At 63.7% G+C, this 22,763-nt stretch carries 18 protein-coding genes; 10 read left to right on the top strand and 8 right to left on the bottom strand.

Translation table 11 applies throughout. The annotated features are described in order from the left end of the window. Positions 1-86: 86 nt before the first annotated feature. The 7 genes from gntR to KMZ29_RS17300 all read left to right on the top strand — a co-directional run bounded on the left by gntR (position 87) and on the right by KMZ29_RS17300 (position 6,647). Positions 87-1,118 carry an HTH-type transcriptional regulator GntR gene (gntR, locus tag KMZ29_RS17270; protein ID WP_215620356.1) on the top strand — a complete coding sequence of 344 codons (1,032 nt, stop codon included), beginning with the start codon at positions 87-89 and terminating at the stop codon, positions 1,116-1,118. A 205-nt stretch (positions 1,119-1,323) separates the two neighbouring features. Further along, on the top strand, positions 1,324-3,132 hold the full coding sequence (locus KMZ29_RS17275) for an IlvD/Edd family dehydratase (RefSeq protein WP_215620357.1): 1,809 nt from the start codon (positions 1,324-1,326) through the stop codon (positions 3,130-3,132). A gap of 128 nt (positions 3,133-3,260) precedes the next feature. Continuing rightward, entirely contained in the window at positions 3,261-3,995 is a 735-nt protein-coding gene (locus KMZ29_RS17280) for an SDR family oxidoreductase (protein WP_215620358.1), read from the top strand. A gap of 143 nt (positions 3,996-4,138) precedes the next feature. Further along, on the top strand, positions 4,139-4,885 hold the full coding sequence (locus KMZ29_RS17285) for an SDR family NAD(P)-dependent oxidoreductase (protein ID WP_215620359.1): 747 nt from the start codon (positions 4,139-4,141) through the stop codon (positions 4,883-4,885). Positions 4,886-5,029: 144 nt separating this feature from the next. After that, complete coding sequence (locus tag KMZ29_RS17290) at positions 5,030-5,422, top strand: GFA family protein (protein ID WP_215620360.1); 393 nt, start codon at positions 5,030-5,032, stop codon at positions 5,420-5,422. A gap of 79 nt (positions 5,423-5,501) precedes the next feature. Continuing rightward, positions 5,502-6,182: a site-2 protease family protein gene (locus KMZ29_RS17295; protein ID WP_215620361.1), complete on the top strand. Its 681-nt coding sequence runs from the start codon at positions 5,502-5,504 to the stop codon at positions 6,180-6,182. Between the two features lie 60 nt (positions 6,183-6,242). Then, positions 6,243-6,647, top strand: a complete 405-nt coding sequence (locus KMZ29_RS17300) for a hypothetical protein (protein WP_215624317.1) — start codon at positions 6,243-6,245, stop codon at positions 6,645-6,647. A 19-nt stretch (positions 6,648-6,666) separates the two neighbouring features. On the opposite strand, the gene KMZ29_RS17305 is transcribed toward KMZ29_RS17300, so the two are convergent. Next, positions 6,667-7,605, bottom strand: a complete 939-nt coding sequence (locus tag KMZ29_RS17305; RefSeq protein WP_215620362.1) for a hydrogen peroxide-inducible genes activator — start codon at positions 7,603-7,605, stop codon at positions 6,667-6,669. 109 nt (positions 7,606-7,714) lie between these two features. On the opposite strand from KMZ29_RS17305, the gene katG reads away from it, so the two are divergent. The 3 genes from katG (at position 7,715) to KMZ29_RS17320 (ending at position 12,991) form a co-directional block, all read left to right on the top strand. Further along, positions 7,715-9,883 carry a catalase/peroxidase HPI gene (gene katG, locus KMZ29_RS17310; protein ID WP_215620363.1) on the top strand — a complete coding sequence of 723 codons (2,169 nt, stop codon included), beginning with the start codon at positions 7,715-7,717 and terminating at the stop codon, positions 9,881-9,883. Positions 9,884-10,919: 1,036 nt separating this feature from the next. Next, positions 10,920-12,320, top strand: a complete 1,401-nt coding sequence (locus KMZ29_RS17315) for a selenium-binding protein SBP56-related protein (RefSeq protein WP_215620364.1) — start codon at positions 10,920-10,922, stop codon at positions 12,318-12,320. Positions 12,321-12,403: 83 nt separating this feature from the next. Next, a complete protein-coding gene (locus tag KMZ29_RS17320) occupies positions 12,404-12,991 on the top strand; it encodes a hypothetical protein (RefSeq protein ID WP_249779719.1) in 588 nt (195 codons plus the stop codon). Between the two features lie 262 nt (positions 12,992-13,253). On the opposite strand, the gene KMZ29_RS17325 is transcribed toward KMZ29_RS17320, so the two are convergent. The 7 genes from KMZ29_RS17325 to KMZ29_RS17355 all read right to left on the bottom strand — a co-directional run bounded on the left by KMZ29_RS17325 (position 13,254) and on the right by KMZ29_RS17355 (position 22,674). After that, positions 13,254-16,481: a hypothetical protein gene (locus KMZ29_RS17325; RefSeq protein WP_215620366.1), complete on the bottom strand. Its 3,228-nt coding sequence runs from the start codon at positions 16,479-16,481 to the stop codon at positions 13,254-13,256. A gap of 377 nt (positions 16,482-16,858) precedes the next feature. After that, positions 16,859-17,653, bottom strand: a complete 795-nt coding sequence (locus tag KMZ29_RS17330) for an energy transducer TonB family protein (RefSeq protein ID WP_215620367.1) — start codon at positions 17,651-17,653, stop codon at positions 16,859-16,861. 18 nt (positions 17,654-17,671) lie between these two features. Beyond that, complete coding sequence (gene exbD / locus KMZ29_RS17335; RefSeq protein ID WP_215620368.1) at positions 17,672-18,145, bottom strand: TonB system transport protein ExbD; 474 nt, start codon at positions 18,143-18,145, stop codon at positions 17,672-17,674. A 3-nt stretch (positions 18,146-18,148) separates the two neighbouring features. Beyond that, on the bottom strand, positions 18,149-19,051 hold the full coding sequence (gene exbB / locus KMZ29_RS17340; RefSeq protein WP_215620369.1) for a tonB-system energizer ExbB: 903 nt from the start codon (positions 19,049-19,051) through the stop codon (positions 18,149-18,151). Next, a complete protein-coding gene (locus tag KMZ29_RS17345; protein ID WP_215620370.1) occupies positions 19,048-19,737 on the bottom strand; it encodes a Fe2+-dependent dioxygenase in 690 nt (229 codons plus the stop codon). Before KMZ29_RS17345 ends, exbB begins: the two co-directional genes overlap by 4 nt. Positions 19,738-19,739: 2 nt before the next feature. Then, positions 19,740-22,151 (bottom strand): TonB-dependent receptor, encoded by a 2,412-nt coding sequence (locus KMZ29_RS17350; protein WP_215620371.1) that lies wholly within the window; start codon positions 22,149-22,151, stop codon positions 19,740-19,742. A 283-nt stretch (positions 22,152-22,434) separates the two neighbouring features. After that, positions 22,435-22,674 carry a hypothetical protein gene (locus KMZ29_RS17355; protein WP_215620372.1) on the bottom strand — a complete coding sequence of 80 codons (240 nt, stop codon included), beginning with the start codon at positions 22,672-22,674 and terminating at the stop codon, positions 22,435-22,437. Between the last annotated feature and the right edge of the window lie 89 nt (positions 22,675-22,763).

A 22,763-nucleotide genomic window follows, 5' to 3' on the forward strand; every position in this document is an offset into this window, starting at 1 on the left:
TCTGCAATTCAAATATCATTAGCAATCCGGTGGTAGCGCTGTCAATCTTTGTTCAATTGCCGGAATTGTTGTGATATGAGCGCATCATGGAACGCAAACGGGCGAAGTCTGGCGAAATCCGGCTCACAGAAGTTGCCAAGCTTGCGGGGGTGAGCCCGATCACAGCATCGCGGTTTTTCAGGAACCCGGAAGCGCTGTCGGTCAGCAAGCGGGAACGGGTGGCGAGCGCGGCGAAGGAACTGGGATACGTGCCGAACCTCGCGGCGCGTGCGCTTGCTTCGCAGCGCACCGAAGTCATCGGTGTCCTGATCCCGTCCCTCACCAACAACGTGTTCTCCGACGTGCTGCGCGGCATCTACGACGCCTCGGAGGGCAGCCGCTACAGCATCCAGCTTGCCAATACCCGCTACAGTATCCTGCAGGAGGAAAAGCTGCTGCGGCTGTTCCAGGCGCAGAAGCCGGCCGGATTGATCGTGACCGGCATTGACCAGACCCCGGAGTCCCGCTCGGTCATGGAAGCCATGAACTGCCCGATCGCGCAGATCATGGAAATCGGACCGGACCCGGTCGACATGATGGTTGGATTTTCGCACTATGATGCAGCCTTTGCAGCGGTTGCCCACCTTATTTCGCAAGGCTTTCGGCGCATCGGGTTTCTCGGCGCGCAAATGGATCCGCGTATGCAACGCCGGCTGCAAGGCTATCGCGATGCCATGAAGGCGGCCTCGCTGTTCGACCCGCGCAACATCGTTACCACTCCCGTACCAACCACCGTCACGCTGGGCGGCACGCTGATCGCCGACCTGCTCTTGAGGACGCCCGACATCGAAGGGATTGTCTGCGTCAATGACGACATCGCGCTCGGCGCGCTGTTCGAATGCCAGCGCCGGCATATATCCGTCCCCGAAGACATGGCGATCGTCGGCTTCAACGACCTGGAGTTCATGGCCTCGGCCGTCCCCTCGCTCACCAGCGTCAGAACCAATCGCTACGAGATGGGCCGGCGCGCCGTCACCATGGTGACGGCCGCGATCGACGGTAATCGCCCACCGGAGCCGGTCGTCGACCTCGGCTTCGAACTCATGGTCCGCGAAAGCTCGTCGGCACGGGGCGTTTGAGGGCCGAATAGCACCGTCCTCGATCAAATCAACGTGGCAGTAAGAAAATGGTAGCGCTATCTTTTCAGCGCCGTTAGAGTTGAATCTTCGAAACATCGGTCCGGGAAATGGCCGGCTTTGCAAAAGATGCATCTCGACGCGTGGTGCGAGCCGCTGCCGCGCGTTAGGCTGCATAACAAGAATGCTACTCGCGGAGGAAACAACAATGAACAAGCCGCTCACCGGCGTCGCCAGGCGCAAGCTCCGCTCCAGCGAGTGGTTCAACAACCCGCACAATCCCGGCATGACCGCGCTCTACCTCGAGCGCTATCTCAATTACGGCCTGACCCGGCACGAGCTGCAATCCGGCAAGCCGATCATCGGCATCGCGCAGACCGGCAACGACCTTTCGCCGTGCAACCGCCATCACCTCGAACTGGCGCATCGGGTCCGCGAAGGCATCCGCGCCGCCGGCGGCATCGCCATGGAATTCCCGATGCATCCGATCCAGGAGACCGGCAAGCGCCCGACCGCGGCGCTCGACCGCAACCTCGCTTATCTCGGCCTGGTGGAAGTGCTGTTCGGCTATCCCCTCGACGGCGTGGTGCTGACCACCGGCTGCGACAAGACCACCCCCGCCTGCCTGATGGCGGCGGCAACTGTGAATATCCCGGCGATCGTGCTGTCGGGCGGGCCGATGCTCAACGGCTGGCATAAAGGCCAGCGCACCGGTTCCGGCACCGTGGTCTGGAAAGCGCGCGAGGAGCTTGCCGCGGGGGATATCGACTACGAGGAATTCATGAACATCGTGGCCTCCTCGGCGCCGTCGGTCGGCCACTGCAACACCATGGGCACCGCCTCCACCATGAATTCGCTGGCGGAAGCGCTCGGCATGTCGCTGCCGGGCTGCGCCGCGATCCCCGCCCCCTACCGCGAGCGCGGCCAGATCGCCTACGAGACCGGCATGCGCATCGTCGGGATGGTATGGGAGGATCTGAAGCCGTCCGACATCCTGACCCGCAAGGCGTTCGAGAACTGCATCGTCGTCAATTCGGCGATCGGCGGCTCGACCAACGCGCCGATCCACATCAACGCGCTGGCCCGCCATATCGGCGTCGAGCTTTCGATCGACGACTGGCAGAAACACGGCCACGACGTTCCGCTGCTCGTAAACATGCAGCCGGCCGGCTTCTATCTCGGCGAGGAATATCACCGCGCCGGCGGCGTGCCCTCGGTGGTGCGCGAATTGATGGCGCACAAGCGCATCCATGAAGACGCCATGACCGTCAACGGCCACACCATGGGCGACAATTGCCGCGAGGCGCCGAAGCCCGATGGCGACGTGATCTGGGCTTACGACAAGCCGCTGGTGAAGGACGCCGGCTTCCTGGTGCTGCGCGGCAATCTGTTCGATTCCGCGATCATGAAGACCAGCGTGATATCCAAGGAATTTCGCGACCGCTATCTGGTCAACCCGAAGGACCCGAATGCCTTCGAGGGCCGCGCCATCGTGTTCGAGGGCCCGGAGGACTATCACCACCGCATCGACGACGCTTCGCTCAATATCGACGAGCACTGCATCCTGTTCGTGCGCGGCACCGGTCCGATCGGCTATCCCGGCGGCGCCGAGGTCGTGAACATGCAGCCGCCCGCGGCGCTGATCAAGCGCGGCATCCTGTCCCTGCCCTGCATCGGCGACGGCCGCCAGTCCGGCACCTCCGGCTCGCCCTCGATCCTCAACGCCACGCCCGAAGCCGCCGCCAATGGCGGGCTCGCGATCCTCAGGACCGGCGACAAGGTCCGCATCGATCTGAACAAGGGCAGCGCCAACATCCTGATTTCGGATGAAGAGGTGAAGCAGCGGCATGCCAAGCTCAAGGCCGACGGCGGGTTCAAATATCCGGCCAACCAGACGCCGTGGCAGGAAATCTACCGCTCGACCGTCGGCCAGCAGTCGACCGGCGCCTGCATGGAGCTGGCGACGCGCTACCACGACATCGCCGGCAAGGTCGGAGTGGCGCGGGATAATCATTAGTAACCGCCGTCATTGCGAGGAGCGAAGCGACGAAGCAATCCACGCCTTCTTGCTACGGCAGCCATGGATTGCTTCGCTGCGCTCGCAATGACGGATAGCAACTCAGGCTGAATTCCAGGGAGATTTGAATGTCAGACCGCCTCAAGGGCAAGCGTGCCTTCGTGACCGCCGCCGCGGCCGGCATCGGCCGCGCCAGCGCAATCGCCTTCGCGCGCGAAGGCGCCACGGTGTTCGCTACCGACATCGACGAAAGGGGCCTCGCCGCGCTCAAGGCTGACGGCATTGCGGAGGTCGCAAGACTCGACGCGCGCGACACCGCCGCCGTTACCGCGATGGCAAAACGCGCAGGCCAGGTCGACATCCTGCTCAACGCCGCCGGCTTCGTCCATCACGGCACCGTGCTCGACTGCTCCGACGAGGACTGGGATTTTTCCTTCGACCTCAACGTCAAGTCGATGCACCGCACCATCCGGGCGTTGCTGCCGGGCATGCTGGAACGCGGCCGCGGCTCGATCGTCAACATCTCCTCGGCCGCCGGCGTGTTCAAGGCCGCGCCCAACCGCTACGTCTATGGCGCAACCAAGGCTGCGGTTGCGGCCTTGACCCGTGCGGTCGCGGTCGACTTCATCACCAAGGGCATCCGCTGCAATTGCATTTGCCCCGGCACCATCGAGACACCGTCGATGTTGAACCGCGCCGCCGCCGCAGGTCCGCAAGGCCGCGAAATGTTCATCAGCCGGCAGCCGATGGGCCGGCTCGGCACCGCGGAGGAAATCGCATCGCTCGCCGTCTATCTCGCCAGCGACGAAAGCGCGTTCACCACCGGCGTCGCCCACATCATCGACGGCGGCTGGACGCTATAGAAAACGACAACGTCATTCCGGGGCGCGTCGAAGACGCGAACCCGGAATCTCGAGATTCCGGGTCTGGTCCTTCGGACCATCCCGGAATGACGGGAGGCGGACTAATCCAATCCATACCGGGTCTAGCTAAAGGGAATCCGTCCATGAACAAGATCGATCTCAACGGCCGCTGTGCCGTCGTCACCGGCGGCGCACAGGGTTTCGGACGCGCGATCACAGAGCGCTTCGTCGCCTCCGGCGCCAAAGTGGCAATCTGGGATCATGACCAGCCGTTCGCCGAGAATACCGCGAAGGAGATCGGCCCGGCCGTCACCGCGTTCAAGGTCGACGTGTCCGATCTCGCTGCGGTCGAGAAGGCGCGCGACGCCACGCTGGCCGCATTCGGCAAGATCGACATTCTCGTCAACAATGCCGGGATCGCCGGCATCAACAAGACGGTGTGGGAAACCGACCTCGAGGAATGGCGCAAGGTGCTGCGCATCAATCTCGACGGGCCCTTCATCTGCTGCAAGGCGATCGCACCCGCCATGATCAAGCAAGGCTACGGCCGCATCGTCAACATCGCTTCCATCGCCGGCAAGGAAGGCAACCCCAACGCCGCGCATTACTCGGCCTCGAAGGCCGGTCTGATCGCACTGACAAAGTCGCTCGGCAAGGAACTCGCGGCGCACGACATCCTCGTCAACGCGGTGACGCCTGCCGCCGCCAGGACCGCGATCTTCGACCAGATGACGCAGCAGCACATCGACTTCATGCTGTCGAAGATTCCGAAGGGACGTTTTGTTCTCGTGGAGGAACTCGCGGCGATGGTGGCGTGGCTGGCATCGGAGGATTGCGCCTTCTCCACCGGCGCGGTGTTCGACATTTCCGGCGGCCGCGCGACGTATTAGTCTCACCACCGTCATTGCGAGCCAACGGGTCGCGCGAACGCGCGCCCGATGACAGGCTCCGCGAAGCAATCCATCGGGCAACACACGAAGCCGGATTGCTTCGTCGCTTCGCTCCTCGCAATGACGGTAAGCAGCGGAGCCAACATGACACACCAAGGCGGATGTCTGTGCGGTGCGGTCAGGTTCAGGGCCGAGGGCGAGCCGCTCAACGTCCGCGTCTGCCATTGCCGCAATTGCCAGAAGGCAATGGGCTCGCCATTCTTTGCCCGCGCGCTGTTTCCGCTAGCCGCGCTGTCGGTCAAAGGCGAAACCGCGCGCTACGCCTCGTCGGAAGCGATCGATCGGGTGTTCTGCAGGGTGTGCGGCACGCGGCTGTTTTCCTGGCGCAGCAACGGCACCGGTGCCGGCGTGGCGCTGGCGGCCTTCGACGACCGCAACGCCTTTGCGCCGACCGAACACATCTGGGTGTCCGAAAAAATGGACTGGGTGAAGCTCGACGACGGGTTGCCGCAGTATAAGGGGACGGTTCTCCCGTAGCTCGCCGTGGCAAGACCACCTCACACGGAATTCGTGATAGCCTGATTTCACGAAGCAACACGAGTCGAGGCAAACTGGATTGAACATCTCCCTTTACGACATCTCGGTCTGGGTGCTGCCGCTCCTCATCGCCATCACCTTTCACGAGGCCGCCCATGGCTTTGTCGCGCACCGTCTCGGCGACGACACCGCCTTTCGGCTCGGCCGGGTCAGCTTCAATCCGCTGAAACACATCGATCCCTTCGGCACGGTGGTGTTGCCTGGTATCCTGCTGTTGTCCCACTCCCCGTTCCTGTTCGGCTACGCCAAGCCGGTGCCGGTGAATTTCCGGGCCCTGAAACATCCCCGGCTCGACATGGTCTGGGTGGCGCTGGCAGGCCCCGCGACCAACATCCTCCTCGCTTTGGCCGCGGCGGCGGCATTCCACGCCTTGCCCCTCGCGCCGGCGAATTCGGCGCAGTGGATCGCCGACAACCTCAAGAACTCGCTCGTCATCAATGTCGTGCTGGCGGTGTTCAACATGTTGCCGATCCCGCCGCTGGACGGCGGACGGGTCGCGGTCGGGCTGTTGCCGAACGTACTGGCCTACCCGCTTTCCCGGCTGGAGCCGTACGGAATGCTGATTTTGATCGGGATTCTGATCGTTCTGCCGCTGGCTGGTTCGCAGTTCGGTCTAAATCTTGATGTTATTTCAACGATACTGCGAACATCGACCGACACGATCATACGTTTACTTCTCGTATTAACCGGCAATGTGTAGTCCAATCCGCCAGGGAAAATGCCGACAAGGGCTGAGGCCATTTTGATTAAAGCTGCCGACATGCTGATCGCGCGACGCGCCGATACCAGGGCGCGTGCGGATTTTGCCACCTGGAAGATGCTGGCCAAGTTGAACGGCACCTCCTCCTTGCCCGAGGAAGCCCAGAACTTCCTCGCCGGCTACCGGACCCTGCTGGAGAAGATGGCGGAAGCGGAGGCGACGGAAGTCACCATCCAGCTCATCTACCGCAGCTATTACGCCGAGATGGGCGGGGCCGGCGCGCCGCCCGATGTCAGGCCCCACAAGGACGGTCCGGTGACCGACAACGTGACGGCGTTCAGGCGGCCGGCGCCGAAGCTGGCCAGAGCCGCCGGCGGTCCGCAAGCAAAGCCGCGGCTTCCCGTTGCGCTGATCTTCGCCTGCCTCGTCGTCGTCTATGTCGGCCTGCGATATTTCTGGCGCTGAGACGGACGACGCGCTCGGCTCAGGTCCGGCGATTGCGCGAAGACGATCCCGGGCTGTGCTGCTCGCGCAACGCGTCGGCGGAGAGACGAACCACCTCGGAAATCTGCAGGAGCTGTTTGGTCAGAGGACTTGTCTTGCGCCAGACCATGCCAATGGTTCGCGAGGGTTGCGGGTTCTTGAAGCGCGCGACGGACACCGGCGCCGAGCGTGTCTCCACCGCCACGGCCATTTCCGGGATCAAGGTGACCCCGATCCCGGCGCCGACCATTTGAACAAGTGTAGACAGCGAGCTCGCGTCCAGCACCTCCCGCGACGGCGACGATTGCATGCCGCAGAACGACAGCGCCTGATCGCGAAAACAGTGCCCCTCTTCCAGCAGAAGCAGCCTCAATTCGCGCAGCTTTTCACTGCTGGGCACCGGCGTTCCCTCATCCCCGCCGGGCCGGACCAGCAGAAAATTTTCCGAAAACAAGGCGACCTCGGTCAACGAAGGTTCGGACACCGGCAGAGCAACAATTGCGGTGTCGAGCCGGCCTTCCGCGAGCTCTCGTATCAACTTCTGCGTCAGCGCCTCACGGACGTGAATGTCGAGTTCGGGGTGCGTTCGAGTGAGGTTCCCGATCACCGTCGGCAGCAGGTAGGGTGCAATCGTCGGGATCATGCCGATGCGCAGCCGGCCCACAAGCCGGTCCCGCGACGCACGCGCGAAGTCTCCCAGTTCATCGACGGAGCGCAGGATGTCGCGGACGCGCTGGGCGACGTCTTCTCCGAACTTGGTAAGCCCGACTTGTCGTGCGCCCCGCTCGAGCAGCACGCCGCCCAGATCTTCCTCCAGTTCCTTGATCTGCATCGACAAAGCCGGCTGCGAGATCGCACATGCCTCTGCCGCGCGTCCGAAGTGGCAATGACGTGCCAGCGCATCGAAATAGCGAAGCTGCCTGAGCGTAGCATTATTCATCAGATAATCTTATCGTGGCAATCAATAAAGTCAACTTTACCTGATGGCTTGCGTTGCCTAGAAACACGGAACAGGGTGGACACCATGCAAACCACCACGGGAGAGAATTATGGATGACAAAACCAAGTGCCCGTTCACGGGGACCCGCGCACACACCAATCGTGACTGGTGGCCGAGCCAGCTGAACCTTCAGGTTCTCCACCAGCACTCCCCTTTGTCCGATCCGATGGGCGAAGCGTTCGACTATGCCAAGGAGTTCAAGAGCCTCGACCTGAATGCCGTGATCAAGGACCTTCATGCCCTGATGACGGACTCGCAGGAGTGGTGGCCGGCCGACTTTGGCCACTACGGGCCGTTCTTCATCCGGATGGCATGGCATAGCGCTGGCACCTACCGCGTCGGCGATGGTCGCGGCGGCGCCGGAGCCGGCCAGCAGCGCTTTGCGCCCCTCAACAGTTGGCCGGACAACGTCAACCTCGACAAGGCGCGCCGGCTGCTCTGGCCGATCAAGCAGAAGTACGGCCGGAAACTCTCCTGGGCCGACCTGATGATTCTCGCGGGCAACGTCGCCCTCGAGTCGATGGGATTCAAGACGTTCGGTTTCGGCGGCGGCCGCGCCGACGTCTGGGAGCCCGAGGAGGACATCTACTGGGGCGCCGAAGGCAAGTGGCTGGCGGACGAGCGCTACTCCGGCGACCGTGACCTTCAGAATCCTCTCGCCGCCGTGCAGATGGGTCTGATCTACGTGAATCCGGAAGGGCCGAATGGCAATCCGGATCCGCTCGCTGCGGCGCGCGATATCCGCGAGACGTTTGCGCGCATGGCGATGAACGACGAGGAGACCGTCGCGCTCATCGCCGGCGGACACACGTTCGGCAAAACTCACGGCGCTGCCGATCCGGGGAAGTATGTCGGCCCCGAGCCCGAAGCCGCCTCCATCGAGGACCAGGGTCTTGGCTGGAATAACAGCTTTGGAAGCGGCAAAGGCGGTGACACCATCGGCAGCGGCCTCGAAGTCATCTGGACCACGACGCCAACGAAGTGGGGCAGCAACTTCTTCTGGAACCTGTTCGGCTACGAATGGGAACTGACCAAGAGCCCGGCCGGTGCGCATCAGTGGAAACCGAAACATGGCGCAGGCGCCGGCACCGTCCCGGATGCGCACGACCCGTCGAAGCGTCACGCGCCATCGATGCTGACCACCGACCTCGCCTTGCGGTTCGACCCTGCCTACGAAAAGATCTCGAGGCGCTTCTACGAGAATCCGGATCAGTTCGCGGACGCGTTTGCACGGGCGTGGTTCAAGCTGACCCACCGCGACATGGGCCCGGTCGTGCGTTATCTCGGCCCGCTCGTTCCGAAGGAACAGCTGGCGTGGCAAGACCCGATCCCCGCTGCGGATCATCCCCTGATCGGGGAGCAGGACATTGCGGCTCTGAAGGCGAAGATCCTCGCGTCCGGGCTGTCGGTGTCCCAGCTGGTCTCGACGGCCTGGGCGTCGGCGTCGACGTTCCGCGGCTCTGACAAGCGCGGCGGCGCGAACGGAGCGCGCATCCGTCTCGCACCGCAGAAGGACTGGGGCGTCAACCAGCCGGCTCAGCTGGCGAAGGCGCTCTCGAGCCTCGAAGCGATCCAGAAGGAGTTCAACGCCGGCGGGAAGAAGGTCTCGCTTGCCGACCTGATCGTTCTCGGCGGCTGCGCGGCGATCGAGAAAGCCGCGAAGGGCGCCGGGCACGACGTCAAGGTTCCCTTCACACCGGGACGCATGGACGCGTCGCAGGAGCAGACCGACGCCGATTCCTTCGCGCCGCTCGAACCGACCGCTGACGGGTTCCGCAACTATCTCCACGGCAAGCAACGCTCGTCCGCCGAGGAGCTGTTGGTAGATCGGGCGCAATTGCTGACGCTGACGGCGCCCGAGATGACGGTTCTGGTCGGCGGCCTGCGCGTCCTGGGCGCAAATGCCGGCAAGTCCCCGCACGGCGTCTTCACCAAGCGGCCGGAGACGCTGACCAACGACTTCTTCGTCAACCTGCTCGACATGAGCGCGCAATGGCAGCCGGCCGCCGGCTCCGAAGGCGTGTACGAGGGGCGCGACCGGAAGACCAACGAGGTCAAGTGGACCGCCACCCGGGTCGACCTGATCTTCGGTTCGCACTCGCAGCTGCGCGCACTTGCGGAAGTCTATGCGTGCGCGGACTCGAAGGAGAAGTTTGTGAAAGACTTCGTGGCGGCCTGGAACAAGGTGATGAACCTCGATCGCTTCGATCTTGCCTGATCCCGGCGGGAAGCTCTTCGGGGGCGCAGCCGCGCCCGCTACTGAAGAAAAGCTGAGCTGACGTCACCACGTCACGCGATCAAAATGCCCGGCGAGCGATCGCCGGGCATTCTTGTTTGAAGATGACGGCGACCGCGTTTCGCGCCGGATGCATCGCTTCAACCGAAACGTCCGGACCGGAAACGTGTTATGATTGCAGGTAGCGCAGAAAGGACAGCTGACCTGTCCCACACCGACACCTCCGCCTAGGTGCAGATGCCGCGGCCTTTGAACCTTTGCGCGGTTCCATTGACCACACCTTCAGGGCTGGGGGGAACGGAGGTTCCCATGACGAAGCATCGGACGATCACGGGGTTCGTGGCTATCGCTCTGCCCACTGCCGCCGCCACCATGCGGTCGCGATCGCCTTCGACTGCGCGCTCTGGCGAGCCAACCGGCAGGATGTCGTCTCAAGAACTCACGGCCGCCGCAAATAAGCTCCCGACCGAGGTTCAAGACCATTCGCCGGTCTAATCGACGAACGTCAAGCGAGAGGCCGCCAATCAGTGGCAGCCTCGTTATTCGAGCAACGTGAAGCGTTTGAGTGGAGAATGCCAAAATGGCCCACACTGCAGAATGGTTGCCTGTTTCGATCGAGCCATCCGACGAAGATCTCGAGGTCTGCGTCGTAGACTATGACGGAATCGTTCGCACGCTGATCTACCCCTGTCATAAGGATGGGGACGAATGGTTCGATGCTTCAAACAGGAAGCACCTCCACATTCAGCCGACGCATTGGCGTAAGTGGACCGAGAGCCATTAGATGGAGCGGCTCGAGATGGAGCAGCCTGGCTTCTGCTCTCCCGCGGGAACGCCGGTGGCGAAAGCCAGGCCCAGGTAGACCAGCCCAAGTCGAATTGATTGGTCGCGGTTGACCGTCCTTGGATCCGAAGAAGTCGGCCGCTCGCAACCGAAACTGGACGAACCGGATTGGCTCCTGCGGCTTCATGCCGCCGAGCCCGCTGCTGCACATTCACGCAAACAGGGAGGCAGTACGATGACGATACGACCCGACCCGACGTTTCATGCATCGCCGAAGCTTGCCATGGAAGCTCCGCCAGAGAGCTTCGCCTACACCCTGCTGCTCAGTCCGGACTTCTCAAAGCCCGACGCGCTCGCTGTGATCGACGTCAAGCGCGGCTCCCCGACATTCAGCCGGGTCGTCCATACGGTGGTGATGCCCAACAAGGGCGACGAGTTTCACCATTTCGGCTGGAATGCCTGCTCGTCGGCTCTGTCGCCGCTCGCCGGGCACACTTTTCTCGAGCGGCGTTACCTCATCATCCCCGGCATGCGGTCCTCTCGAATTTACATCGTGGACACGAAACCGGATCCCACCAAAGCGAGGATCCACAAAATCATCGAGCCCGAGGAAATCTTCAAGAAGACCGGTTACTCGCGACCCCACACGGTCCACTGCGGGCCGGAGGGCATTTACGTCAGCACGCTCGGCGGGGGTGGCAAGGACGGCACCGACGGGCCGCCCGGCATCTTCATCATGGACTGCGAGACATTCGACATCCTCGGACGGTGGGAGATCGATCGTGGCCCGCAAAAGCTGCACTACGACTTCTGGTGGAATCTGCCACGCGATTACATGGTGACGAGTGAGTGGGCATTGCCACCGCAGTTCGAGAATGGAATCGTGCCGGAGGACCTCCTCTCGAACAAATACGGCCACCGGATCCACTTCTGGGATCTCCGGGCCCGGCGAAATGTCCAGACCATCGATCTCGGCGCCAATCATCAAATGGCGCTGGAAGTGCGTCCTGCTCATGATCCCGTTCGCGAGTACGGTTTCCTGGGCGTCGTGGTCGACACCACGAATCTCGAGGGCTCGATCTGGACCTGGTGGCGCGAGGGCGGCAAATTCCACATTGAAAAGACGGCGACGATCCCGGCCGAGCCGGCACCGAAGGACCAGCTGCCGCTGCTTCTGCAGGGCTTCGGCGCAGTGCCGCCGCTGGTATCCGACATCGACCTGTCGATGGACGACAAGTTTCTCTACGTCGCCTGCTGGGGCACCGGCGAGATGCGTCAATACGATGTCACCGATCCCCGAAAGCCGAAGCTTGCCGGATCGATCCACATCGGCGGCATCGTGCGCCGTACCCCTCACCCGAACGGCAAGGCATTTGCGGGCGGTCCACAGATGGTTGAGATCAGCCGTGACGGCAGACGAGTATACTGGTCCAACTCGCTCTATTCGACCTGGGACGACCAGTTCTATCCGCAGGGAATTCCGGGCGCCGAGGTGATGGCCAACGCGAATCCGGGCGGCGGTCTCGAACTGGCAAAGGACTATTGGATAAGCTTCCCCGACGGATATCGGGCGCATCAGATACGGCTTGATGGCGGCGACTGTTCGACGGATTCGTTCTGCTATCCGTCGGTCTGAATTTGAGCGGAGCGGATTGGACACCAGCCTGGCTCTGGCTGGCTGTCATCGCGAGCGGCCTCTACCACGGAGTAAATCCAGGAATGGGATGGCCGCTCGCCGTTTCGGCCGGATTGATGGAAAGGAGTTCGCGTGCGCTGGTGGCAGCGCTTTGGCCGCTGACGGCCGGCCATCTGCTCGCGATGCTCCTGGTGCTCTTTCCCTTCGCGCTGCTGGTCGCTCTCGTCGAATGGCAACGCCAGATACAGATCGGCGCCAGCCTCCTGGTCATCGGGTTCGGTATCTTCCGGCTTGCCAGCCGGCGCCATCCCCGCGCATTGGCACGGATACCGCCGACGCAATTGGGGCTTTGGTCCTTCGCCGTGGCCATCGCTCATGGCGCCGGACTGATGCTGGTGCCGATCTATCTCGGGCTCTGCCGGGAAGCCGACCTCGACCAGGCTCACGCGGCCGCCGGGACCCTCATCAACGCCAATCTCGGCATGGCCGTGCTGGTCTCCATCGTCCACGCCACCGCGATGATCGCGGCCGGAGGCTGTACGGCGTGGCTGGTTTACCGCTATCTCGGCCTGAAATTCATATCGCGAAGCTGGTTCAATCTGGATACGTCCTGGGCCGTCAGTCTCATTCTGGTGGGCGCTATCGCACTGGCGCTCGTCCTCGCGAGCTAACGCCGAACCCACGCGCAGCATCACCGCCTCTCGTCGCCGGTTGCATGCGCGGACTCGAAGGAAAAGCTCGTGAAAGACTTCGTGCGGCGTAGGAAAAAGGTGATGAATCTCGATCGCTTCGATCTTGTCTGATCTCGGCGGGAAGGTCTTCGAGGACGCAGCCGCGTCCGCTGCGTAAGAAGAGCTGAGCTGACGTCACCACGTCACGATCAAGATGCCCGGCGAGCGATCGCCGGGCATCCTGTTCTTGCAGACCGCGCGGTCAGCGGTGGGTTGGCTCCCTTATCAGTATCGGCCGGCAGTTCGGCGGCGTTCCCGTCGTACCGCTTGGGCATTGGCGCTCGATCCGCCGGCAGTTCGGCGGTGTGCCGACCATGCCGGGCGGACAGCGGCGCTCAATCGCGCGGCAATTCGGCGGCGTGCCGACCATTCCGGACGGACACCGGCGCTCGATCGCGCGGCAGTTCGGCGGCGTGCCGACCATTCCGGTCGGACACCGGCGCTCGATCGCGCGGCAGTTCGGCGGCGTGCCGATCATTCCCTGCGGGCAGACGCGCGGCGGAGGCTCGTCGCGACCGCAACGCTTGCCGGTCCAGGGCTGTCCGGGCGGGCAGCACATCCCGGCGATCGGCGTCGGAGTCCAGCCGGGCTGGCATCGCCCGGAGGGAGGAGGCTCGTCGCGACCGCAGCGCTTGCCAGTCCAGGGTTGTCCAGGCGGGCAGCACATCCCGGCGATCGGAGTCGGAGTCCACCCCTCCCTGCACAGGGTCGGCGGCGGCGGCAGCGGCCGCTGACCGCATTGCCGACCGGTCCAGGGTTGACCGGGCGGGCAGCAGACACCGGGCACCGGGGCGATCGTCCAGCCGGCCGGACAGGTCGGTTGCCGCGGCTCGCACGTCGAGCCCTTGGCGACGAAACCTGGCGGACACGTCGTCGGCGAAGGCGGCGGCGGTGGTGGTGGCGGCGGCGGCGCCGGGGCGATGATCAGTAGCGGGCAGATGTCCGGCGGCAGGTTCAGCGTCGCCGAAGCCTGGTCATCGCCAGCGTTGCTGTTCTGTACGCTCCCGCCGGCCGCGACGGTAATCCGGGACTCGTTCGTCACCTGGCAGCCCGGGACGTGGGCGGCCGCCGGCAGCGGCATCCGAACATGCACCTGCATGTGCACGACACCGCCCGGCGGTATGTTCACGCCGGGCAGCGTGCAGGTATAGGTCGGCGGCCCGCCGCCGCAAATCCACGGCGGTGAGAAGGTCGCCATCGTTCCAGCCGGCACCGTATCGGTCACGGTGATGTTCCCGGCGTAGGCGCCCGGGCCCTCGTTGTGAACGATCACGACGAAGCTGCAGTCGGCCATGCCGCCGACGGCGGTGCAGACCGATCCCGTCTTCTCCATGCGCAGGTTGGTTCCTCCGCAGTTCGGGCCGGGCACGGCCATGCTGTCGTTGTCGGCATCGTCTCCCGGGTTGATGTCGCCGCCGCCGGGCGGCCACACCAGATTTGCGTTGTTGTTGATCGAACACCCCGGGAAGTTGGCCGGCAGGTGCACCGAGATCAGCAGGTCGATGCTGTCGCCTGGATGCAGCAGCACCGGGGGATGCGTACAGGTTACCCCCCCGGGGCCGGCCGGCACGCAGGCCCATGGCGGCAGGCCATGCACGGCGCCGGGCGGCACCCCCGCCACGGCATCATGAACCGTGACGGGACCGAAATAGTCGCCCGGGCCGGTGTTGGTGACGCGGACCGTGAACAGGCACCAGAAGCCGCCCCCGAAGTGCACGCACGAGTCCGAGTGCGCGCTCTTGTTCAGTCTCAGATTGGTAGGCGGTGGCGGCGGCGGCGGAATCCAATCCGGCGGCAGCACCGGCCAATAGGCCGCGCCGCCCCAGAAGCCGAACATGCCGAGGTCGCCTACGCCTTCGGGGAGACCGGCCGCGCGCTCGCAGGGCTGCCAGATCTCGACATCGCCGATATGGCCGGCGCGCTCGGGATCGCCGAACACACCATCATAATCGGCGAAATAGCTGGCGGCGGGCGGCGCGTTCTGCGGCCGCACCAGCGTGACGGAATTGCCCTGCAATCCGTGCACCTCGAGCGGAGCACCGAGCGTCGGATTGTTGCGTAGATTGTCGCCGGTCGACCACACGAACGACGAACAACTTGCCCGGCGCACGGCGCCGGATGGATCGTGACCATAGCCGAGCGCGACGCCACCGGTCGCGTTGCGAAACGGTTCGGGGAAGCCAATCGCATATTCTTCCGGTACCGGCACCCAGTAGCCCGGCGTCGCCGGATTATCCGGCACTTCGCGGCGAAAACGCTTGACGTCGGTCTGCTGGGTCCGTTCGGCGAATACCGAATAATTGTAGCTGCCGCGCGGCGCGCCGCGCAGCGCGACGAGAAGCCGGCCCTCACCGTCGAAAGCGAGATCTGTGATCAGCGCGCCAGGCGGCACGCCGGGCACGCTGAACTCCCATCGCGCGTCGTTGGCGAACCCGCCCTCGAGGCGGATACCGATCGACCAGATTTCGGAGCCTTCGGCGACCGCGTAGTACAACCGGCCAGCGAACACCGCCATGCCGTAGACCATGCGCTGGCGCTGCGTGAATCCCCAAGTCGCGGTGTCCTCGCTGTTGAACGCGGGGCTCTGGATCATCATCCGCTTGCCATCGTCCGGCACCGGCGCGAGGCCGCGCCCGGGCCGCCCGGCCAGGCCGTGATCGAAGCTGTCGATCAGCGTGCCATCGACGTCAATCCGGTGGATAAGGCCGCTGTCGAGATCCGATGCGAAGAACTGGTGTGTGGCCGGGTCGTAGACGACGTCGCCGAGCCCCGGTCCGGAATTGTCGAGGTTGGCGAACAGCGACGCGGCGCCGGTCTGGCCGTCTATGCGATAGATGCTTCCCGGCCCGCCGCCGAGCGCGGTGCCGAACTGGCCGACCATCCACTGCGCGGCGGGACCGCCGGTGCGAATACGCTGCGGCTGTCCATCCGGTCCTGTTCTCACGATCTGGATGCCGAAGGCGGAGGTGGCGCCGAGATAGATGTCGGGTACGGCTTGCGGCGTGCCGGGTGCGACACTCAAGGGCGGCGCCAGCGTAATCGCGAACACCTGGCCGATCTGACCGGCCTTGATCTGCATGACCGGTGGGGCGGGTATCAATTGACCTTGCGGCGGCCCACCCGGCTGCAGTCTCAGCACCTGCATCGCATTGCCGTCGGTATCGATGAAGAAGCGGGCGAGCGGATCGGGCGGAGCGGCTGGCAGATCCAGCGCCTTAAATCCGGAAAATCCGGTGACGACGGCATCGCCCGGCATCATCGGACCGCCCTGGGCCACCGCCGGAGCGGACGATAGAGATAGAGACGTCGCGAGCAGAGCAACGCCGATCAGTCCGGAGACGACCCCGCCGACGTCGCGAATGGCGCTATGGCTGCGAGATTCGAAACGGCGGGCATGTCCGCGAGACAGGCCGTCGCGACCGATCGGCATCCAAATTTGCCACCTTGATGGAGAGCCTTGCGCCGCCCACTTCGTAGGAGCGCTGAACGTTGTGATGTGTGGCAACATGGGTTGGCTCCTCCACGGCACGCAACATTTGTTTAATACTTTCCTCCCGGATTTCCCGTTGCGCGTTGATCTAGCGCAACCCGATCACGCGTCTTCCCAGAAATGAGTGGAGTTCATTGCCAATTTCGGACATCGAAAGGACAGGCGAATGTCCGCGCTGGAGGCAACTGCGAAAATATTAGTTCAAATAACGCCGCTTCCGCCCATGACTGATACCCGACATCAGCCTGGAGAGCCGCAGTGCGTCGACTGTCCGGCGCATGCGGTGTGGCCGTCGATGTGCCCTGCCCGTCTTCGCCTCAGCTCTTTCCCTTGACGCGAAAGATCACCGGCAGCGTAAAATTCAAACCCTCGTCGGCGACCAGCGGCGGGGGCTGCGGGACGGGATCGGAACGCTTCACCATCGCGAGCGCGGCCTCGTCGAACGCCGCATCGCCCGATCCCTTGACGATGCTGGCCGAGAGCACGTGGCCCATGCGATCGAGCGCGAAGCTGACCAGTATCTCGGCACTCTTCTGCGGACGCTCCGCCGGATAACGCTTGTGCTTGTCGAGATGCGCCACCAGCTCTTTCTGCCAGGTCGCGCGCACCCGGCGGGCAGTCTCGCCGCTGCCGATCGCGGGCGCGACCGAGCGCGGTCCTTCCGGGATCGCTTCGGAGCTGGGCGTCGCAGTCGCCTCGGCGGCCACCGACTCGGTCGAGGCCGAGGTCTGCACCGCGGCGATCTTCGGATCTTCTTCCTTGGGCCTGTTCGACTCGTTCGGCGCCACCACGCGATCGGGATCGTCGGTCTCGGTCGGCGTGTCCTTCGGCAGCTCGCTCTCCTTGAGCTCGGCCTTCTGGTCGGCCAGCGCCGGCGAAGCGACCGACGCGTCGGTATCCGGCCCTGGCGGCAGGTCGGTGGCCTCCCGGCGCAACGACGCGAATTCGAGGCCGACCTCGATCGCATTGGCGCCGAGTTCATTTTCGGCTTCCGCTTCCTGCAGGTGCGCGATCGCCAGCGCGCCGCAGCCGAGATGAAGCACGAGCGCGCCGATCGCGGCCAGGATCCAGAGCCGGCGGGATGGTCTTGGTTCGATTTCGAGGCCGGACATCGCGACGTCGTCCCCGGCTCAGGGTTTCGGGTTGTCGGAAGCTGAAGGCGGAATGGCGTTGGCGGGAACGCCTTCCAGCGCCACCAGCTTGATCTTCGAGTATCCGCCGGCGCGCAGGATTTCCAGCACGTCCATCAGCTCGCCATAGGGCACCGCACGGTCGGCGCGCAGGAAGATGAAGCGCTCCTTGCTGGCATCCGCCATCGCATCGAGCGAATGCACCAGATCGACCCGCCTGACCAGGGTTTCGCCGATCGCCACCGCGAGATCGGGCTTGATGCTGACATAGGTCGGCTTGTCCGGCTTCTTCTGCGGGGTTGCGGTCGACGACGGCAAATCGATCGGCAGGTCGACGGTCGACAGCGGCGCTGCCACCATGAAGATGATCAGGAGAACCAGGATGACGTCGATGAACGGCGTGACGTTGATCTCGTGCGATTCCGCGAAATCGCTGTCGTCGTCGACGTCATGTTCTGCGACCGAGGCGCCCATCGCCTACTCCGCCGCGCGCGCATGCGCGCCACCGACATGGGTGCGGTCGAGATCGCGCGACAGCAACCGGCCGGCAGCGCCAGACGCCCGGCCGACCAGTTCGAGGTAGCCTTTGGTCACGCGCGCGAAATGATTGTAGATGATCACGGCGGGAATCGCGGCGACCAGGCCGAGCGCAGTGGCCAGCAGCGCTTCGGCGATACCGGGCGCGACCACGGCGAGATTGGTGGTCTGCGATTTCGAGATGCCGATGAAGCTGTTCATGATGCCCCACACCGTGCCGAACAGCCCGACAAAGGGCGAGGTCGCGCCGATGGTCGCGAGCAGTCCCATGCCGAGCCTGATCCGGCGCGCTTCGGCGCGCACGATCTCGGCGAAGCTCGAGGCGGCCCGCTCCTTGATGCCGGCGTCGCTGGAAATTCCCGCCGACAACCGCGCCTCGCGCATCGCGGCCGCGAGCAGCGACGACAACACGCTGTCCTTGGCGCCGAGCGCAAACTGCGCTTCCGCCAGCGACCGCGCCTCTCCGATCTTGCCCAGTGCCGCGCGCAAGCGCCGCTGCACGACGGAGAGCTCCACCATTTTCGCGATAAAGATGGTCCAGGTCACCAGCGAGGCAAAGGCGAGCCCGATCATCACGGCCTTGACCAGCACATCCGCCGACTGGAACATCGACCACGGCGACAGCTCGCGCGGCACCGCGGGCGTCGATCTCAGCGATCTGCCCTCGGCGGAAGTCGCGGTGGCGTCGGCCGCCGCTGGCGCCTGCACCGGCGCCGCCGGCGCTTGCGAAAGCGCGGGAGCCGGCTGAGCGGAAGGCGCCGCCTTCTGCTGCGCCAACAATGGCGACGGCAGCGACAACGCAAGTATCACGGCAAATGCGGTTCGGAACGGTGACATCTTCATACTTCGGCCCAGCGGCGGATCAGGTTGTGATAAATACCGGTCAATTTGACCGTTTCGGGGTCATCTCGCCCAAGCCGCTCCACCAGGGCCTGAATCGCCGTGTCGAGATCGAAGATCAGGCTGCGGGCGTGGGCATCTCGTATCATGCTCTGCAGCCAGAAAAAAGACGCAACCCGCCTGCCCCGCGTCACCGGGGTGACCATGTGCAGGCTGGAGGCGGGATAAAGCACGAGATCGCCGGCCGGCAGCTTGACCTCGTGGGAACCGTAGAGGTCCTCTACCACCAGTTCGCCGCCGTCATATTCCTCCGGTTCGGACAGAAACAGCGTCACCGACAGATCGGTCCGGATCCGCACCCCTGTCAGATGATCGCCGCGCACCGCATTGTCGACATGGATGCCGAAATGATGCCCCTCGGCGGCGCCGTAACGATTGAACAGTGGCGGAAAGATCTGCAACGGGATCGCCGCCGAGATGAACCGCGGGTTGGCCGTCAGCGCGGAAACGATCTGGTTGCCGAGTCTGCGCGCTACCTCGCTGTCCGGCGGCAGCTGCTCGTTGCGTTTGACCATCGCCGATTGCGCGCCCGCGGTGGAACGGCCGTCTTCCCAGGCGGACGCGTCCATGATGCGGCGGAACTCCGCCACGTCGTCCTTGCTCAAGACCTCGGGGACACAGATCAGCACGTTCAGAACTTCGCCGAGGTGACGAGGTAGAACGCCCGCCCCGGCGCGACCGCGACGAACGGCGTCGCACTGCGGTAGAGCGTGTCGTAGTAGAGCTTGTTGGTCAGGTTCTGCGCGTAGAGCTTCACGGTCCAGTTCTTGTCGATCTTCTTCTCGACGAAAGCATCGAAGCGCCAGTAGCTCGGCAGCTCGGTGCCGGTATTGGCGCCGAAGGTGCCGCCATAGATCTTCGAGCGGTAGACCGCCTGCCCGCCGAGTTCCCAGTCGCCGTCGAACTTGTATTTGGTCAAGAGGCTGAAGGACTCATGGGCGATGTTGGCCATCTGCAGCCCGATGTTGGAAGCGAGCGCACTTTGCGTGACCTTCGACCTCATCAGTACAAAGCCGCCGAAGACGCTCCAGCGGTCGGTGATGCTGCCGCTGACCTCGAGATCGATACCCTCGACCCGGTAGGCTGCTCCCGACTGCAGAACACCATTGACGGTTTCACGCGCATTGGCCTTGTCGGTCTGGAATAGGGCGCCCGTCACCAGCAGGTGACGATCGAACAGCTCCCACTTGGTGCCGACCTCGGCGGCCTTGTTGCGCTCAGGCCCAAGGACGACGCCTCCCGGGACAGCTCCGCCGTAATCCCCCGCGGTGCCGTCGAGTTCGGAACCGAATGGATTGGTCGAGGTCGCGTAGGCGGCATAGAGGCTTCCGATCGGCACCGGCTTAAAGACGATGCCGCCGTTGTAATTGATGAAATCCGAGTTGACCGTGCTCGATTTCGCGCTGGTCGACGATCGCAGGTCGTAGCCGTCATAACGCACGCCGCCGTTCAGGATGATCCTGTCTTCCCAATTCGCGGTATCGAGTACGTAGAAGGCCTTGCTGTCGACATTGTAGCGGGTCGGATCGCTGCCCAGCGTCGGGACGGTGGTGAACGGAATGAACGTGTAGCTTGGCGCATAGATCGACTGACCCGGCAAGGCGCCGTTGCTGGTGAATGCGCCGGCACCGAACACCTCCGACGAAAGCCCGGTGTAGCGGCCGATCCCAACACGTTCGTTGGAGACCTCGAGCCCGACCACGGCCGTGTGCTTGACGGCCCCCGTGTTGAACTTGAACGTGGCGTCTTCCTGGTTCGCCAGGACGTCGACCCACTGGTTGCGGCTCTGCGCGCTCGCGGTGAACGTCCACTTCGTCGGATCGGGATTTGTCGTCACGGGCGACTGCGGCAGCGTCCCGATATAGGCCAGGAGCGAGTGCTCTGCACGGGTCCGGCTGGTCAGCGTGATGCTATCGGTAACCTTGTACTCACCCGTCAGCGTACCGAAGTCCTGCCGCGCGGTCTGGAAGTCGCGATTGACAAAGCCGTACCAATTCTGTCGCGGGATGCCGGCCTCGGTGACCGGCACATTGCCCTGCTTGTAGTAAGGGACGCCGAAGTCCGGCAGGCCGCTGAGGTCGGTGTGGACGTAGTTCGCTGTGATCTTGATATCGTTGGTCGGCGTATACTTGGTCGAGATGAAACCGCCCCAGCGATCGTCGGTCACATAGTTGCGACCGGCGACGTTGGCATCCTGGAACATGCCGCCGGTGCGCACCGAGAACGTCGGGCTGATCACCTGGTTGACGTCGAGCGTGACGCGCTTGGTCCGGTCGGTGCCGAACGTGCTATCGGCGTTGTAGAAGTTGCGATCACCCGCCTGCTTGGTGACGATATTGATGGCGCCGCCGGCGGTGCCGCGGCCGGCATAGGCCGAGGCCGGTCCGCGCAGAATCTCGATCTGCTCGGTGAAGAAATTCTCGCGGATGCTGACCGCCGGATCGCGGATACCGTCGATGAAGACGTCGTTGCGCACGTCGAAGCCGCGGATGAAGAAGCGGTCACCGAACGCGTTGCCGCCCTCCCCGGACCCCAGCGTCACGCCGGCGGTGGAGCGACCAACCTCGCGCAGCGAAGTGATGTTCTTGTCCTGGAGTACTTCCTTGCTGAGCACGGTGATGGTCTTTGGCGTGTTGAGCAGAGGCTCCGGAAACTTGCCGGACGCCTGTACGCGATCCACCTTGTAGGGCGCCGCCGCATCCGCGTAGGGATTGCGATCGGGCGCGAGGCCGCCGGCATTGGGGAACGGCACCGCCGCGACCTGTGCCGGCTGCGACCGGCGCGCGGCGCGCCGCAGCGCCGTGCGGGCGCGCAGCGCATCCGGCGACGGCTTCGACGCTGCGGGCCGCGGGCGGGCGACGGGGGCATCGACCGTCACCGGCGGGAGATTCGATTGCTGCGCTTCGGCGCCCGAGAACGAGGCAACCGCGATCAGGCCGGCGACGGCGGAGACTTTCTTGCCCGAATTGCCGTCGAACGTATCGTTGACCGAATGAACCGTTGCCATCGAACGCAACGACCTCGGTGCTCTTGCCTGTCCCATTCCAACTTGTCCCTTTGCCCCGAATTTCAATTCGCTCATGCGGTTCATTTGCAACGAGCGATGAAGCGTTGGTATCGAGCGATAAATTTCGGGTCAACGCGATTACGGCGCTTGGATGTTTGAATACATCCAGATCAAAATGATTCTAAACGCGAGTTTGAAGCCGTTCTAAAATCATATTTGAAGCGTTCTAAACTGTAGATGAGAAGTGCCCATGAATCCGACCTTTCCTTTTCTTTCCTTTTCTTTTCTTTCCTTTCCTTCCCTTCGCCCTCAGCACCGTTCAATCGCTGCTGGGTGGCTTCATCAGCGAGAACAGCTCGTCGACGGTCTGCTGCGCGATCAGCCGCACGCGATCGGTGTTGTCCATGCCCGCAATGTTGACGCCCTTCACGACAGCTCTGATTTCATCGCGAAAATCGGTGAGAAACCGCAACGGGTCGGGCGAGTTGTTGGCGACGCGCGCGATCAGCCCCGTGATCAGGATCTGGCAGGCGATCATGCGTCCGTTCAATTCGTCCATCATACACTCCGGGTGGCTACGTCTTCGCGAGATAGCGATCACGACGATGGTGCATATGAACGACATGCCGCGTGGTGACAACGGAGTGC

Source organism: Bradyrhizobium sediminis (assembly GCF_018736085.1).
GTDB lineage: Bacteria > Pseudomonadota > Alphaproteobacteria > Rhizobiales > Xanthobacteraceae > Bradyrhizobium > Bradyrhizobium sediminis.

What these genes read in the sequence shown, in the direction of transcription:
- gntR (WP_215620356.1), top strand. Translation starts at nt 87, where the DNA reads ATGGAACGCAAACGGGCGAAGTCTGGCGAAATCCGGCTCACAGAAGTT.
- KMZ29_RS17275 (WP_215620357.1), top strand. Translation starts at nt 1,324, where the DNA reads ATGAACAAGCCGCTCACCGGCGTCGCCAGGCGCAAGCTCCGCTCCAGC.
- KMZ29_RS17280 (WP_215620358.1), top strand. Translation starts at nt 3,261, where the DNA reads ATGTCAGACCGCCTCAAGGGCAAGCGTGCCTTCGTGACCGCCGCCGCG.
- KMZ29_RS17285 (WP_215620359.1), top strand. Translation starts at nt 4,139, where the DNA reads ATGAACAAGATCGATCTCAACGGCCGCTGTGCCGTCGTCACCGGCGGC.
- KMZ29_RS17290 (WP_215620360.1), top strand. Translation starts at nt 5,030, where the DNA reads ATGACACACCAAGGCGGATGTCTGTGCGGTGCGGTCAGGTTCAGGGCC.
- KMZ29_RS17300 (WP_215624317.1), top strand. Translation starts at nt 6,243, where the DNA reads ATGCTGATCGCGCGACGCGCCGATACCAGGGCGCGTGCGGATTTTGCC.
- KMZ29_RS17305 (WP_215620362.1), bottom strand. Translation starts at nt 7,605, where the DNA reads ATGAATAATGCTACGCTCAGGCAGCTTCGCTATTTCGATGCGCTGGCA.
- katG (WP_215620363.1), top strand. Translation starts at nt 7,715, where the DNA reads ATGGATGACAAAACCAAGTGCCCGTTCACGGGGACCCGCGCACACACC.
- KMZ29_RS17315 (WP_215620364.1), top strand. Translation starts at nt 10,920, where the DNA reads ATGACGATACGACCCGACCCGACGTTTCATGCATCGCCGAAGCTTGCC.
- KMZ29_RS17320 (WP_249779719.1), top strand. Translation starts at nt 12,404, where the DNA reads ATGGGATGGCCGCTCGCCGTTTCGGCCGGATTGATGGAAAGGAGTTCG.
- KMZ29_RS17325 (WP_215620366.1), bottom strand. Translation starts at nt 16,481, where the DNA reads ATGCCGATCGGTCGCGACGGCCTGTCTCGCGGACATGCCCGCCGTTTC.
- KMZ29_RS17330 (WP_215620367.1), bottom strand. Translation starts at nt 17,653, where the DNA reads ATGTCCGGCCTCGAAATCGAACCAAGACCATCCCGCCGGCTCTGGATC.
- exbD (WP_215620368.1), bottom strand. Translation starts at nt 18,145, where the DNA reads ATGGGCGCCTCGGTCGCAGAACATGACGTCGACGACGACAGCGATTTC.
- exbB (WP_215620369.1), bottom strand. Translation starts at nt 19,051, where the DNA reads ATGAAGATGTCACCGTTCCGAACCGCATTTGCCGTGATACTTGCGTTG.
- KMZ29_RS17350 (WP_215620371.1), bottom strand. Translation starts at nt 22,151, where the DNA reads ATGGGACAGGCAAGAGCACCGAGGTCGTTGCGTTCGATGGCAACGGTT.
- KMZ29_RS17355 (WP_215620372.1), bottom strand. Translation starts at nt 22,674, where the DNA reads ATGGACGAATTGAACGGACGCATGATCGCCTGCCAGATCCTGATCACG.